General features: G+C 66.2%; 13 protein-coding genes. 6 read left to right on the plus strand and 7 right to left on the minus strand.

From position 1 onward, the window contains the following. The first annotated feature begins 219 nt into the window (after positions 1 to 219). From EA472_RS18595 to EA472_RS18615, 5 genes are all read left to right on the plus strand, one after another. Positions 220 to 1398, plus strand: a complete 1179-nt coding sequence (locus EA472_RS18595) for an inorganic phosphate transporter (RefSeq protein ID WP_124193007.1) — start codon at positions 220 to 222, stop codon at positions 1396 to 1398. A 37-nt stretch (positions 1399 to 1435) separates the two neighbouring features. Then, positions 1436 to 1864: a universal stress protein gene (locus EA472_RS18600; RefSeq protein ID WP_124193008.1), complete on the plus strand. Its 429-nt coding sequence runs from the start codon at positions 1436 to 1438 to the stop codon at positions 1862 to 1864. 210 nt (positions 1865 to 2074) lie between these two features. Continuing rightward, entirely contained in the window at positions 2075 to 3604 is a 1530-nt protein-coding gene (locus EA472_RS18605) for a sulfatase-like hydrolase/transferase (RefSeq protein WP_124193009.1), read from the plus strand. A gap of 100 nt (positions 3605 to 3704) precedes the next feature. Then, positions 3705 to 4121, plus strand: a complete 417-nt coding sequence (locus EA472_RS18610; RefSeq protein WP_124193010.1) for a hypothetical protein — start codon at positions 3705 to 3707, stop codon at positions 4119 to 4121. A gap of 181 nt (positions 4122 to 4302) precedes the next feature. Continuing rightward, entirely contained in the window at positions 4303 to 6174 is a 1872-nt protein-coding gene (locus tag EA472_RS18615; RefSeq protein WP_124193011.1) for a PINc/VapC family ATPase, read from the plus strand. Positions 6175 to 6250: 76 nt separating this feature from the next. Here the strand turns inward: EA472_RS18615 and EA472_RS18620 are convergent, their stop codons facing one another. Both EA472_RS18620 and EA472_RS18625 read right to left on the minus strand, forming a co-directional pair. After that, positions 6251 to 7507 carry an outer membrane protein assembly factor BamB family protein gene (locus EA472_RS18620; protein WP_124193012.1) on the minus strand — a complete coding sequence of 419 codons (1257 nt, stop codon included), beginning with the start codon at positions 7505 to 7507 and terminating at the stop codon, positions 6251 to 6253. Beyond that, the gene (locus EA472_RS18625) at positions 7504 to 8589 is read right to left on the minus strand and encodes a M48 family metalloprotease (RefSeq protein WP_243637901.1); all 1086 of its coding nucleotides are present in this window, start codon (positions 8587 to 8589) and stop codon (positions 7504 to 7506) included. The genes EA472_RS18620 and EA472_RS18625 overlap by 4 nt, the downstream gene beginning before the upstream one ends. A gap of 196 nt (positions 8590 to 8785) precedes the next feature. Between EA472_RS18625 and EA472_RS18630 the strand changes: the two genes are divergently transcribed. Further along, positions 8786 to 9688 (plus strand): NAD+ synthase, encoded by a 903-nt coding sequence (locus tag EA472_RS18630; RefSeq protein ID WP_124193051.1) that lies wholly within the window; start codon positions 8786 to 8788, stop codon positions 9686 to 9688. Positions 9689 to 9818: 130 nt separating this feature from the next. Here the strand turns inward: EA472_RS18630 and EA472_RS18635 are convergent, their stop codons facing one another. The 5 genes from EA472_RS18635 to EA472_RS18655 form a co-directional block, all read right to left on the minus strand. Further along, on the minus strand, positions 9819 to 10232 hold the full coding sequence (locus tag EA472_RS18635) for a hypothetical protein (protein WP_124193013.1): 414 nt from the start codon (positions 10230 to 10232) through the stop codon (positions 9819 to 9821). A 162-nt stretch (positions 10233 to 10394) separates the two neighbouring features. Then, positions 10395 to 10688: a MarR family transcriptional regulator gene (locus tag EA472_RS18640; protein ID WP_124193014.1), complete on the minus strand. Its 294-nt coding sequence runs from the start codon at positions 10686 to 10688 to the stop codon at positions 10395 to 10397. 181 nt (positions 10689 to 10869) lie between these two features. Then, positions 10870 to 12060 (minus strand): DUF5305 domain-containing protein, encoded by a 1191-nt coding sequence (locus EA472_RS18645; protein ID WP_124193052.1) that lies wholly within the window; start codon positions 12058 to 12060, stop codon positions 10870 to 10872. Positions 12061 to 12228: 168 nt separating this feature from the next. Further along, entirely contained in the window at positions 12229 to 13398 is a 1170-nt protein-coding gene (locus tag EA472_RS18650; protein ID WP_124193015.1) for a signal peptidase I, read from the minus strand. A gap of 121 nt (positions 13399 to 13519) precedes the next feature. Then, positions 13520 to 14422: a CARDB domain-containing protein gene (locus EA472_RS18655; RefSeq protein ID WP_124193016.1), complete on the minus strand. Its 903-nt coding sequence runs from the start codon at positions 14420 to 14422 to the stop codon at positions 13520 to 13522. Between the last annotated feature and the right edge of the window lie 2 nt (positions 14423 to 14424).

The following is a 14424-nucleotide window of genomic DNA, read 5'->3' on the forward strand; positions in this document are numbered from 1 at the left end:
ACTCGAGAACGGTGTGAACGTCAGCCCCGTTCGTGAAGCGCTCGTCGTTCGAGTGTCGATCGCAGTGTCCCGTTCCGATCAGCAGTGGACGGACTGTAGCGCGGGTCGTGTCTCACGTTCGGCGTGGGCGGTGATCGAATACGGAACCGAGAATATACTGTGAGTGATTTATCAGGGATCCCTGTACTTATTTCACCAACAACGATATACTATTCGCCGATGGTCGAAACGGTGCTGTTGGTCGGAGTCGTCGCCTCGATTTTCGTCGGGTTCAACATCGGCGGTTCGTCGACGGGGATCACGTGGGGCCCGTCCGTCGGCGCGGGGATCGTCAAGAAGACGACCGCGGCGGCGATCATGACGTTTTTCGTCTTCCTCGGCGGGTGGACCGTCGGTCGAAACGTGATGGATACGCTCAGCGAGGGGATCATCACGATCGATCTCACGCTGGCGGCGGGCGTCGCCGTCCTCTTTTTCATCGGGCTCGGAATCCTCGTCGCCAACGTCTTCGGCGTCCCCGTCCCGACGTCGATGACGACCGTCGGTGCGATCGCCGGACTGGGGCTGGCGACCGACACCCTCAACTACGAGACGATCGCCGAGATCATCTCGTGGTGGATCGTGACGCCGATCATCGGCTTCTGGATCGGCGCGGTTATCGGGCGCTACGTCTACACCGAAGTCGACCAGCGGATAGGGATCGAAACGTCCGACGGGCCGTTGCTGACGCTCGAGTACGAGGGAACGGTGCCGAAACCGGCGCTCGGTCCGAACACGACGCGACGGGAGCTCGCCACCACGGTAGTCGTCCTCGCCGTCGGCTGTTACATGGCGTTCAGCGCCGGCGCGAGCAACGTTCCGAACGCCGCAGCGCCGCTCGTCGGCGGTGTCGGCGGTCTGGATCGGGACATCGCGATCGTCGTCGCCACGCTCGCGATCGGCCTCGGCGGGTTCACGATCGCCCGCCGAACGATGGAGTCCGTCGGCGGCGAACTGAGCGAAATTCCGCTGCTCGCGGCCCTGTTCGTCATGGTGACGGCGTCCACGATCACGACCATCCTCTCCTGGATCGGGATCCCGATCAGTCTCGTGATGGCGACGGTGATGACGATCGTCGGCATCGGCTGGGGGCGGGCGACGCGTCCGATCACCGTCCGCGAGGCCGTCACCCGCGACGTGGACGACCAGGAGATCGTTCCGGGCGCGATCACGGCCGAGGAGATGAAGGGGGAACCCGCGCCGCCGATCGGCGAGGAAGAGCCCCAGGAGATCCTCGACGCGGGCGACCTCTTCAACCCGCGGGCGGTCATCAAGTACGTCTCGATGTGGATCATCGGGCCGTCGATGTCGACGCTGCTCGCCTACGGCTTTTTCACGCTCGTTCCGGGGGTCGCCTGACACGGAATTTAGGTACCCGGAGGCCGTCTTTCCCGGTGTGCTCTCGACACTCCTCGTTCCGATGGACGACTCCGAACACGCCGAACACGCCCTCGAGTACGCCCTCGACACCCACCCCGACGCCGACGTCACCGTCCTCCACGTCGTCGGCGTCCCGTCGATGATGATGGGCGACGCGGTCGGGCTCTCTCTCGAGGACGACATCAACGAAGCGGCCGCCGAGCGCGCCGAACCCGTCTTCGATCGCGCTCGAGCGGTCGCCGACGAACGGGATCGAGCGCTCGAGACGATCGTCGGCGTCGGTCACCCGGCCCGGAATATCGTCGACCGGGCCGACGGGTACGACACGATCGTCCTCGGCAGCCACGGCGAGGACTGGAACCGCGCGACCCACCGGTTTCTCGTCGGAAACGTCGCGGAGACGGTGGTTCGCCGTGCGACGGTTCCGGTCGTCGTCGTTCGCTAACTTCCGGCGCCGAACTCCCTCGGTCCGCCGAGCGTCGTTTCACCGCCAGCCGTTGTACCGATGATCCGACGACCGGCCAGCGCTCGAGGCAACGGCGATGACCGACGCTCGAGGCCGCTTCGCCGCCGGTCGGTCGACGTGAACCGCCCTCAGCAGGGGTGTCGTCGGCTGGGTCCCACCATTAACTACGGCGACGGTGTACGACGCCCGATGGCCGACACCCACGTGCGTCCGAACGTCCTGTTCGTGCTCACCGACCAGGAACGGTACGACGTCTCCGCTCCCGACGGACCGCCGGTGAAAACCGACGCGATGGACGCTCTCTCGAGCGACGGGATGCGGTTTACGCGGGCGTTCACGCCGATCAGCATCTGCTCGAGCGCTCGCGCGTCGCTGCTGACGGGGCAGTTCCCCCACGGTCACGGCATGCTGAACAACTGCCACGAGGCCGACGCGATCCGGGCGAACCTGCCGTCGGACGTGCCGACGTTTTCGGAACTGCTCGCCGAGAACGGCTACGACTGTACCTACACCGGCAAGTGGCACGTCGGCCGCGACCGAACCCCCGAGGAGTACGGCTTCTCGTACCTCGGTGGCAGCGACACCCACCACGACGACATCGACGAGGCGTTCGAGGAGTACCGGCGCGAGCGAGGCGTTCCGCTCGGCTCGGTCGACCTCGAGGAGGTGCTCTACACCGGCGACGATCCCCGCGACGACGACGGAACCTTCGTCGCCGCGAAGACGTCGATCGACGTCGAGGCGACTCGAGCCTGGTTCCTGGCGGAGCGGACGATCGAGGCGATCGAGGCGCACGCCGATGACGGAGGCGAGTTCGACGGCGTGGACGGGGACGGACCGTTCTTCCACCGCGCGGACTTCTACGGCCCCCACCATCCCTACGTCGTCCCCGAGCCGTACGCCTCGATGTACGATCCGAGCGAGATCGAGTCGCCGGCGAGCTACGCGGAGACGTTCGACGGGAAACCGCGGGTCCACGAGAACTACCTCGCCTATCGCGGCGTCGCCGACTTCGACTGGGAGCTGTGGGCCGAGGCCGTCGCGAAGTACTGGGGGTTCGTCACGCTGATCGACGATCAACTCGGCCGGATCCTCGAGGCGCTCGAAGAGCACGGCCTGGCCGACGAGACGGTCGTCGTCCACGCCTCGGACCACGGCGACTTCGTCGGCGGCCACCGGCAGTTCAACAAGGGACCGCTGATGTACGACGACACCTACCGAATCCCGCTGCAGGTTCGTTGGCCGGGCGTCGTCGATCCCGGCTCGGTCTGCGAGCACCCCGTCCACCTGCACGACCTCGCGCCGACGTTCCTCGAACTGGCCGACGTGGCGGCTCCGGAAACGTTCGACGCCCGCAGCCTCGTCCCCCTGCTCGAGGGCGACGAGGACGGTCACGGCAGGGACGGATCCGGTCGCGACGACGGCGACTGGCCCGACTCCGTTTTCGCCCAGTACCACGGCGACGAGTTCGGCCTCTACAGCCAGCGGATGGTGCGGACGGCGCGGTACAAGTACGTCTACAACGGGCCCGACGTCGACGAACTGTACGATCTCGAGGCGGATTCCGGCGAACTCCAGAACCTGATCGACCACCCCGACTACGAGCGCGTGCGACGGGAGATGCGCAAACGACTGATCGAGTGGATGGACGAGACGGCCGATCCGAACCGGGGCTGGGTGCCCGACGTGCTGCTGCGGGCGTCGCGCGACGGCGGCTGAGGCGGGGATGCGAGGCCGACCCGCCGCGGGACGAAGCAGTTACGGGGCCGAACGCGGTATCTTCACCCATGATCGTCGACGCCGACTGGAGGGACGACCGATGACGAGTGACGCCGGACAACCCGACGACGCCGGGATCGATCCGGAACGGTGCGACGAGATCGCGGACGCGACCGAGGACCTCGTGATCGAACTCCGCGACGAGCCGGTTACCGAATCGCGCCTCGAGGGGTTGTTCGACGAGGCGACCACGAGCGATCCGCGCATCTGGAACACCGTGACGGCGTTCATCGACGTCGAGGACGGCGAGGCCGTCGTCACGGACGAGTCGAAACTGGCGGAAGGAAAGTGGGCCCCGGAGATCGTCGAGGACTGCGATACGATGGTGACGATCGACGTCCAGCCCGGACTGATGCCCGACGACTTCGCGTACCTCGTCGGCAGGGAGCTAACCGACCGGATCGAGGAGTTCCGCGAGCGAGCGGAAGCCGCACGCGACGACCGATGGCGTGAGTGATACGGAGTACCGTACCGGTGCACCCGCCGTCCGGGTCGCGGGTGCGCCGGAACTGACGTACGGTAAACCGTATGACGGCTCGTCCGCATCGGATCACGTTGCGTAGCCCGACGCCGGGAACGCGACTCGCGAGGCGGAATCGACCACGTGGTATATAAAAGCTGTATCCCCTAGTGGCCGTATGAACGTCGTGCCGGACACGAGCGTGGTCATCGACGGCCGCGTGTCGGCGATGATCGAAGACGGGCAGTTCGAGGGAGCGACGATTTCGGTTCCCGAAGCCGTCGTCGCGGAACTCGAGGCGCAGGCCAACGACGGCATCGAGACGGGTTGGGACGGCTTAGAAGAGCTGAAACGGCTGGCCGAACTCGCCGACGAGGCGACCATCGACCTGGTGTACGTGGGCGAGCGCCCCGACGCCATCGAGCGGGGCCACGCCTCCGAGGGCGAGATCGACGCGCTCATCCGCGACCTCGCGGAGGACCTCGAGGCGACGTTCGTGACGAGCGACATCGTCCAGGCCGAGGTGGCGAAGGCGAAGGGACTCGACGTCAGACACGTCTCGCCCGAAACCCGCCGCGTCGGAACGCTCGCCGTCGAGGAGTTCTTCGACGACGAGACGATGAGCGTCCACCTCAAGACCGACGCCGTCCCGCGAGCCAAACGCGGCGAACTCGGCTCGATGCACTACGAGGAGATCGCCGACGAGCCCCTCGATGAGGAGAGGATGGACGAGTACGCCCGCGAGGTCGTCGACGGCGCGAAGGAAGCGCCCGACGGATTCATCGAACTCTCGGAGCCGGGGATGAAGATCGTCCAGTTTCGGGACTACCGGATCGCAATCGGCCGGCCGCCGTTTTCCGACGGGATCGAGATCACCGCCGTCCGTCCGATCGCCCAGACGGACCTCGAGGACTACGAGAACGCCCGGGAGCTGAAGGATCGGTTGCTCGAGCGCCAGCGCGGCGTTCTCATTTCGGGTGCGCCCGGTGCCGGGAAGTCGACGTTCGCCCAGGCCGTCGCTCGCTTCATCTCGGATCACGATTACGCGGTCAAGACGATGGAGAAACCGCGTGACCTCCAGGTCGGTCCCGACATCACCCAGTACACCGAACTGAGCGGCCAGATGGCCAAGACCGCCGACGCGCTGTTGATGGTCCGGCCGGATTACACCATCTACGACGAGGTCAGAAAGACCGACGACTTCGAGGTCTTCGCGGACATGCGGCTGGCGGGCGTCGGGATGATCGGCGTCGTCCACGCGACCCGACCGATCGACGCCCTCCAGCGGCTGGTCGGTCGCGTCGAACTCGGGATGATTCCGCAGGTGGTCGACACGGTCGTCTACATCGAGGCCGGATCGGTCCACACGGTGTACGACGTCCGAACGGAGGTGAAAGTTCCCGCCGGCCTCACCGAGGAGGACCTCGCCCGCCCCGTGATCCAGGTGACGAACTTCGAGACGAACGAGCCGGAGTACGAGATCTACACCTTCAACCGTCAGGTCGTCACCGTCCCGCTAAAAGACGACGACGGCGGACCCGGAACCGACACCGGCGTCGACCGAATCGCCAAACAGGAGATCGAACGCGAGATCCGCTCGATCGCACGCGGCTACGTCGACGTCCAGCTCAAGAGCCAGAACAAAGCCGTCGTCTACGTCGAGGAAGACGACATCTCGAGCGTCATCGGGAAAGGAGGCGGCCGCATCACCGACGTCGAAAACCGGCTGGGGATCGACATCGACGTTCGCACGCACGACGAGAACCCCCACCGCGGGGCCGGCGGCGGAAGCGCGAGCGCGAACGGCGGTGGCGGCGGCCAGGAGGCCGCCGGACAGATGGTCTCCCCGGAGATCACCTCCCGCCACATCGTCATCCCGGTCGACGGCAACCACGGCGAAACCGTCGAGATCCAGGCCGACGGCGACTACCTCTTCACCGCGACGGTGAGCCGCGGGGGCGAGATTCAGGTCTCGCGGGGAAGCGCGATCGCCGACGAGCTCGAGGCGGCGATCGATCGGAAAGCGCCGATCAGCGTCGTGCCGTCGTAATCGGTTCCCTCCCTTCTCGAGCGGTTCGTTTTCGGTGGCTATCGTAGTCGACGTCCGACGGCTCGAGCGGTGGGTATCACAGCCGATGCGCGATCGTGTACCGCCGACCCGGCCGCCGCCGGAACCCGTAGAGCGTGCCGTCGGCGATCACGACGAGTCGGTCGCCGACGAGACGCAGGTCGCCGGCGCAGCCGAGTTCCTCGAGCGGCGGCACGTGCCACCACGGTTCGCCCTCGTGCGTGATCGCGACCAGTCCGCAATCGGTCGCTCCGGGACCGGTTCCGCGGCCGTAGACGCCGTCGGCGTCTGCGACCGGCGGCTCCCGGAACGAGTAGTCGTCGCGGGACCAGACGCGCCGGCCCTCGTCGACGTCGACCGCCTCGAGCGTTCCGTCCGCGTAGTGGTAGAGTCGGTCGCGCTCCTCGACGACCAGCGGCGTCGCGCGCGCCGTCGGTCCCTCGAGTTCGACGACGAACGCGGGGTCGTCCCCGTCGAAGAACGCCAGAATTTCGTCGTCGACGCCGACGACGGCGGTCGATCCGCTCGTCTCGAGCCAGCCGGGCGGGGCCGGGATCGACGCGGCGGTTCGGACGTCGCCGTCGGCGGTGACGCCGTACAGCACGGGTTCGCGGTCCGCTCCGGTCCCGCCGGCATCGTCGTTCGTCCCATCGGATTCGTCGGCATCCGTTCCTTCGTCGGTACCGATCGCCCACACCCGCCCGGATCCGACGGCGACGTCGACGATCCGGCGTCCGCCGAACGCCTCGCGCCCGAGGTCGAACCGCGTCGCTCCGTCGTCGGCGTCGAACGCGACGAGCCCGTCGGCGTGAACGCCCGCGACCAGGGCGTCATCCGCGATCAGCGAGCGGTCGGCTCCGTCCCAGTCGGTCCGCCATCGCCGTCGGACGTCCGTGCCGGCGTCCCACTCGTCGGTTGCGGGTTCGCGCTCGAGCGCCGTCACCCGCCCGTCTTCGAGGGGGACGTACGCCCGACCGTCGGCGACCGCCGGCTCGCCCGCGTACTGGGTCTCGGCGGCGCCGCTCCAGATTCGCGTTCCCTTCGAGTCGTAGACGGTGACGTAGGCGTCCTCCACCTCGACGAACCCGGTTCCGTGTTCGACGACTCGCCCGTTCCGATTGCGAATCCTGAACAGCGACGCGTCGTCGACGAGCCACCGTTCGTCGCTGGTGCGGGTGAATCCCGGACTGCCGCCGGCGTCGTCGCGCCAGTCCAGTTCGCCGCCGGCGGGCTGGTAGCCACAGCCGGCGAGCCCCGTCGCGAGGACCGTACCGGTCGACGCCAGGAGTCGTCGGCGGGAGACGGAGTCGGTCATCCACGAGCCACCTCGGAGGGGACGTCGGTCTCGCGAGCGAGTTCGCGAAGACGGTCGATCCGGTCTTCGGTCGGCGGGTGGGTGTCCGGAAAGATGTCGGTGCTGACCAGCTCCTTTGAGCCGAACGCGCGAGCTTCGAGCGGGGCGACGTAGAGCGCTTCGGTGCCGCCGTCGAGCTTTCGGAGGTCCCGGTCGGGGAGTTCGGGCATCGTCTCGTCGAGCGTCTCGAGCGCGCTCGCGAGGGCGGCGGGCGAGCCGGTGATCGCGGCCGCGGCGCGATCCGCGGCGTACTCGCGGTGGCGCGAGAGAACTCGGTAGAGCAGGACGCTCGCGGCCCAGAACATCGCGGAGACGGCGAGCGTGACGACGGCGCAGACGACGATGACGACGATCGCGACCGCCAGCCCCCGTCCGTCGCTGTTTCCGCTACGCGAACTCCCGCCGCCGGCACCGAGCAGCCGGTAGAGGCCGTAGAGAACGTAGAAGGCGGCGATCGCGAGATAGTAGGTGATCGTCGGGAGCAACCACGCGACAGTCATCAGGTTCGCGTCCCGGTTTTTCACGTGGGCGAGTTCGTGCGCCAACACGGCCTCGAGTTCGTCGTCCTCGAGGCGCTCTATGAGTCCGGTCGTGACGACCACCGTTCCCGTCGCACCGGGATCGTCCCCGCGGAGTCCGCGGATCGATCCGCCGGCGACGGCGAACGCGTTGGGGACCTCGCTGGAAACGACGGCGAGATCGGGTTTCGACGCGTCGACCTGGGCCGCGAGTCTGGTGAGCGTCGCGTGGAGGTCCGGGTACTCGTCGCTGGAGACGACGCGCGCGCCGACCGACCCGAGCGCCGTTCGCGGGCCGTACCGGTACTGGAGGGCCAGTCCGGCCAGCACGACGACGGTGAGAACGATCGGATCGACGTAGAACTCCCCGTGATACGGCCGTTCGGTGGCCCACTCGAGAAGCGCGATGCCGAGGGTGTTCGCGAGAAACAGGAACGTGTAGACGAAGACGAACGGGAGGAGGACGATCAGTCCGAGCGCGGCGATCATCCGCCGCCGAAGCGTGCGGTCTGGGTGGAGGGACATAGGGGACGCGAACCGATCGTTCACACCGTGGAAGGTGACAGAATATAATTGTATCCATCGAAGCGTTTCGGGACGGCGAGACCGATCCGGTCACGCGACTGACGCCCACACGGTTGGCTACTAGCTGTTTAAGGAATACGTATATTTTGAGGACAAATGTTTTACTATCTCGTTTCAAGCACTCGGATGAGTGAAAGTGTGCGTGCATAAGCGTTCATCCGTCTACCAGAATGGCGACAACGAGAAACGATCGTTCAGGACGGATCGCCGGCATCTCGAGCGAGTGCGCGAACGGATCGCCGGCCACCTTCGGGCGACGGTCGACGATGCGGGTGCCAACGGCGTCGTCGTCGGAATGAGCGGCGGAATCGACTCGACGCTGACCGCGACGCTAGCCGTCGAGGCGCTCGGCGGCGACAGCGTCGTCGGACTCGGCATGCCCGTTCACAAGACCGAACGTCCTCACGCCGTCGAGGCCCGGACGATCGCGGAAGGGCTCGGAATCGAGTTCCACGAGATCCACCTGCGTCCCCTGCTCGAGGCGTTCGAGGAGGCGTTCACCAGCCGCTTCGAGTCGCCGGCGGACGGAACGCGACCGAACGAGCGAAATCGCGCGCTCGGAAACGCCGTGGCGCGGTTGCGAATGCTCTGTGCGTACTACGTGTCGAACCGCCAGTCGCGGCTCGTCCTCGGGACCGCGAACCGGTCGGAGCTGTTGCTCGGGTACTTCACCAAATTCGGCGACGGCGGGGTCGACGTCAATCCGATCGGAGATCTCTACAAGACCGAGGTGCGAGCGCTCGCGAGACGCGTCGGCGTTCCGCGGCGCATCGTCTCCAAGGAGCCGACGGCGGGATTCTGGGCCGGACAGACCGACGCCGACGAACTCGGGGTCTCCTACGAGCGCGTCGACCCGTTTCTGGCCCGCGTCGTCGACGACTGCCAGCCGATCGACGACGCCATCGACGGCCTCGAGATCGACCGCGAGACGGCGTCAGACGTGGCCGACCTCGTCGTCGAAACCGCCCACAAACGGAGTCCGCCGCCGACACCGGGGATCGACGGGCGATCCGATCTCGGCGGCCGGTTCGACTCTTGAGACGGCGACCGAGCGGAGTCGACGCGCCCGGGGCCGGGTCGTCTCGAGCGCCGACTGTGAGACGCCGGTTGTGAGCCGTAGCTCGGCGACGGAGAGGACGGCTACCCGTCGTGCGGGCGCGAGGATTCGGTCACAGCCCGTCCTCGTTTCGGTACAGTTCCGGATTCCGCCACCAGAACAGCCCCCACGAGAGCAGGAAACCGGCGACCATCGCGACGACGTCCTGTACGAGCCGGCTGAGTCCGAAATCGAGTATCGCGACGAGCGCGAGCGACGAGCCGACCACGGCACCCACGACGATGAAGACGACGTCGCCGAAGATCCGTTCCCGTCTGTGCTCCCAGTACTGCTGTCGATGCTCGTCGTACCAGACGCCGACGTAGATCAACACGAGCGACATCGCGGTGATAATCGTGACGACGTGATACTCCTCCGCGAGCCCCGCGGGTCCGAGGACGAACACGTTCACCAGGTTGGCGACGATGGTCATCGCGAACAGCCCCACCAGCAACCACCCCCAGCGCGGTAATCGTTCCTTGTCCATGCGTGTGCACGGTCACCGCGTCGAGATAATGGTGCCGTTCTCGACCGGAGAAGGGGCGACAGTGGCGGCCACACGATCCGTACTGGATTCGCACCGTCCGGTACCGGTCATCGTGACGATCGAGAAAACGCGACGCCGATCGGCGGCGGGGCCTCGAGCGAACTATTCGGCGCAGCAGGCGTCCTTTTTCGCGGGCTTCTCGACGCCGTTGCCGTCGGCCGCGACCGGCTCACAGAGCCGGTAGAGACTCTGTCTGGCGTCCGCAAAGTAGATGTCCTCGTCGACGATCCCGATCTCCTCGAGACGCTCGAGTGCGTACCGAACCGTTCTGGCCGAGAGCATCGATTCCTCGACGATCTGTTTCTGGGTCAGCGGTCCGTCGTACTCGAGGACTTTGAAGACGAGTTTCGCGCTCGGTGGCAGGTCTTCGATTTCCTCCCCGTCGGTCTCTCCCATGTTACGAATCGAAATCCCCCAGCAGCATAAAAGTTGAGCCTTACTCGAGACGAATCTACTTAAATACTACTTTTATAATATTGCAAAATATGGTCACAGGCCTCAATGGTCGGGATCACTCCATTTGACTGGCCGGTCAGAATTCGAACGTGACAGTCAGTCGGCCGAAGGAGAGCGATCACTACAGGCGCTCCCAGACGTCTTCGTCGTCGTCGAACCCGCCGGCGTCCTCGGGGTCGCCGAACTCGTCGCTTCCTTCGAACTCCGAGAGTTCGCCCGGTGGAAGAACCTGTTCGGCGTCGACGACCGACTGCCCGTCGGAGAGGTCCATCTCCGGCCAGGTCGTCTGCTCCCAGAGGCCGCGCTCGCTGTAGTAGTAGACGACGTCGCCGTTGACGACGGCGAACAGTCCCCGCTGGCGGTCGTGAACCACCCGCTCGTTGGTATCGATCGCCACGTCGACGACGTCCTCGAGCGTATCGAGGGCGATGTGGTGATTCCCGATCCACATCGGAATCGAACCGCGCGAGATCCACTCCGCGTAGCGACGTTCGTGGACGGCGCGACGGGCGGACTCGACGTCGGCGGGCGATCGGTGGGCGACGAACGCGGCGCCCGCCAGCGCGAGCGTTCCGATCAGCGAGAGCAGGCCGATCACCAGCGGACTCTGCTGGTGGGTCGTCCGCTCCGTCCCGATCCTGTGCGTGTGCGGGGTCGAGTCGGAGAGTGGCTCGTCCGCGACTAGCCAGTAGGCGTCGTCGCTCAACTGAAGGGGCGTCGAGACGTTCTGCGTTCCCTGGTGCGTTCCGGTGTCGTACTCGACGTCGAGGTGAAGTTCGAGCGTGATCGACCCGACGCCGGCGATCGCCTCCTCGAGGCGGTGCAATCTGTCGTGGTACGACCGAACGTCGATCGTCGTCGACGACGTCGCGGCGCCGTCCTCGACGGACGCGGTCGCGTCCAGCTCCTCGTGGGTTTCGCTCCAGAACGTCTCGCCGTCGCGGTCCGCCACGAATCGGAGCGTGAGCCGGTGGGTGACGGTGACGTCGTCGACCGGCGCGCCGGCGGTTTCGTTTGCCACCCTGGTTTCGGGAGCGACCACGAGCTCCGGCGTGGCGTTCAGCAGGTAGACCGGACTGTCCGAGAGTTCGTCCCCGGCGCTCCAGAGGCCGGTGTCTTCGACGACCGTCGCGCTCGTGTGTACCTCCGACGTGACGGATTCCTGGGCGTACTGCGGCGAGGTTTCGGTCTCCGGATTCGCGACGACCCAGCCGGTCGCTGCCAGCGCGAGGATTCCGATCACGACGAGTGCGACGACGACTGTTCGTCCGTGTCGGGCGAGCAACAGATCGAGACGCGGATTGTCGATCACTCGTTCATCCCCCACCGCCCTGCCGACGTTGTGTACCCGTCACCGATTCAGTATGCCGCCGAAAACGTCGGCAAGACAACGCATATATCGAGCCAGGGATGCGACGAATATAACAATACTGGTTCGGCGACCGTCGCGAGAGTGGGATGAGACAGCGGTCGAACGTGCTCACAGCCACTTTCTGAGTTTGCGCTCGAGTCTCTTCGAGAGCGAAACGTGGTCGCCGGCGGACCGCAGTCTGAAGTCGGCCGTTCCGAAAAGCGCGATCACCAGGACGACGACGCCACCGACGACGACGGCGTTTACCGCGGCGATCGCGGCGAGCGGGTGGATCGCGTGAAGCGAGACGAGCAGGGACGGCGGTAAGACGGCGAGGTAGCGGTGTTCCTCGACGTGACGCGTGTACTGGCCGGTTTCGTGGGGTGCCGTGAGCGACACCGTCGCCTCGGCGGTGGATCTGACGCCGACCGTCTGCCACGACGGGTCGACGGCTGCGGTTTCGCTTCCGGTCTCGTAAACGACGACGACGGGAACGTAGCCGGCGTTGTCGATCGTTCGCGTGAGTTCCGCCGATTCGCCCGGCGCGAGCACCTGCGGATCGTCCGTCGGCGAATCGGTGCTCACGATACCGTACTCCGTCGTTCCCGACGGAATCACCATCGCGGCGGTCGCGAACGTCACGAGGACGAGTAACACGAGCCCGAGCGCGACCCAGAACCCCACGACGTTTTCGCGTCGGCGCGATCGGGTCGTTTGCCGGCCAGCGGGACCGAATCGATCGAGCAGTATCCCGAACCCGAACATCGCAATTCCGACCGCGACGAACATCGCGCCGATCCCGTCCGAATCGACGGTCGTGGTCAGCCCGAGAATGCTGGAAACGTCTTCGTACACCGTTCCGACGACGTCCTGGGCTGTCATTACGACGGTTCCGAGGTGTGGAATCGTGACGACCTCGCCGTTCACCTGGAGCGCCGTCGCCACGATCTGTGCGTCGGAGACGGGCGGCTCGTCGCCGTCCTGATCCGTGAAGGGGTTTGCGTCTCCGGCCGTCACGTAGCCCTCTTCGGTCTCGTCGACGACGCGGTGGGTCGTCAGTCCGCCGTCGTGGAGTTCTCGAGCGTCGTAGACGACGACGTCGCCGACCTCGACGTCGCCCGAGACGGCGCTCGGAACCGCGATGAACCCGTCGCCTGCCGCCATCGTCGGCTCCATGCTCCCGGTCGCGACGTACCCCAGCAGAATCGGTTGCCCGAGCAGGCTTCCGACCAGCAGCGAGATCACGACCACGGCCGCGAGAAGACCGATCGCCCGCTGAAGGTGCGTTCGCGCAGTCATCGGTGGAATCCGGCGTGCGTCATTGTCGGGAGCGATTCGCGTCCGCGAAGTGTGGGGAGCGAAACGGTATAAAGATTCGAGAAACCGACTCGTCGAACGCGACGTGCTACCGACCGATCCATCAGATCCGCCGCCTGGCGACCGAGAAGACGAACAGCAGCCCGACGGCCGCGGGCGGAGCGAGCGCCGCGGTCGTCGACGCCGCGAGTTCCCGGTTTACCACCACGTGTGAGGGCGGCTCCTCGACGGTGACGGTGCCGGCGGAAGCGCCGTCGACGCTCACCCCGTAGGAACCGGGTTCGTCCGCGTACCACTCGAACGCGACCGTCTCGCTTTCGTTCGGTGCGAGCGTGACGGATCTGCTGTCGACGACGACGTCGTCGATCGCCAGTCCGACCACGTGTGACTCGGTCGCGTTACCGGCGTTCTCGTAGGTGGCGGTCACCGCGACCGGCTCGTCTAGCTGGATCGTCGACGAGGATAGCTCGAGACTCCGTTGCTCGATCGATCCTTCCGGAACGTCCCCGTCGCCCTTTCGGACGGATTCGTTCGTCTCGTCGTCCGACGGACTGCTATCGTGGTCGTCATCGTCCTGCTCGTCGTCTTCGTACGTCACGTGAACGGTGAACGTCTCGGAGCCGTCGGTTGCGTCTCGAGTGTCGATCGAGACGCCGACCGCCGCGACGTCGCCCGCGTCGAGCGCGAGCGGATTCGAGCCGTTCACTTTCGCGTTCGGATCACCGTCCCCGTAGAACGCGAGTCCGTCGACGTCGGTTTCGATCCAGACCGACTCGATCGTCTCGTCCGTCGCCGTTATCGCGAACACCTCGTCGGTCTCGGTGACGGCCCGGTCGTTGAGCCGATCGAAGTCCAGCGACAGCTCCCCGCCGTCGACGGACGCGTACGGCGACGTCGACTCTAGCGCGATCGGACCAGCCGTATCGCTCTGGACCGAAACCGCCGCGGTCGGCACTGCGAGCACCAGGGCGAGCGCCGCGATTCCGACGAGCAGGCGTGTGTTCATGT

Source organism: Natrarchaeobius oligotrophus (genome assembly GCF_003841465.1).
In the GTDB taxonomy this organism is placed as follows: Archaea; Halobacteriota; Halobacteria; order Halobacteriales; family Natrialbaceae; genus Natrarchaeobius; species Natrarchaeobius oligotrophus.

Coding starts and splice junctions, on each gene's coding strand:
- EA472_RS18655 (WP_124193016.1), bottom strand. CDS start 14,422: ATGAACACACGCCTGCTCGTCGGAATCGCGGCGCTCGCCCTGGTGCTC.
- EA472_RS18615 (WP_124193011.1), top strand. CDS start 4,303: ATGAACGTCGTGCCGGACACGAGCGTGGTCATCGACGGCCGCGTGTCG.
- EA472_RS18640 (WP_124193014.1), bottom strand. CDS start 10,688: ATGGGAGAGACCGACGGGGAGGAAATCGAAGACCTGCCACCGAGCGCG.
- EA472_RS18610 (WP_124193010.1), top strand. CDS start 3,705: ATGACGAGTGACGCCGGACAACCCGACGACGCCGGGATCGATCCGGAA.
- EA472_RS18625 (WP_243637901.1), bottom strand. CDS start 8,589: ATGTCCCTCCACCCAGACCGCACGCTTCGGCGGCGGATGATCGCCGCG.
- EA472_RS18620 (WP_124193012.1), bottom strand. CDS start 7,507: ATGACCGACTCCGTCTCCCGCCGACGACTCCTGGCGTCGACCGGTACG.
- EA472_RS18635 (WP_124193013.1), bottom strand. CDS start 10,232: ATGGACAAGGAACGATTACCGCGCTGGGGGTGGTTGCTGGTGGGGCTG.
- EA472_RS18595 (WP_124193007.1), top strand. CDS start 220: ATGGTCGAAACGGTGCTGTTGGTCGGAGTCGTCGCCTCGATTTTCGTC.
- EA472_RS18605 (WP_124193009.1), top strand. CDS start 2,075: ATGGCCGACACCCACGTGCGTCCGAACGTCCTGTTCGTGCTCACCGAC.
- EA472_RS18650 (WP_124193015.1), bottom strand. CDS start 13,398: ATGACTGCGCGAACGCACCTTCAGCGGGCGATCGGTCTTCTCGCGGCC.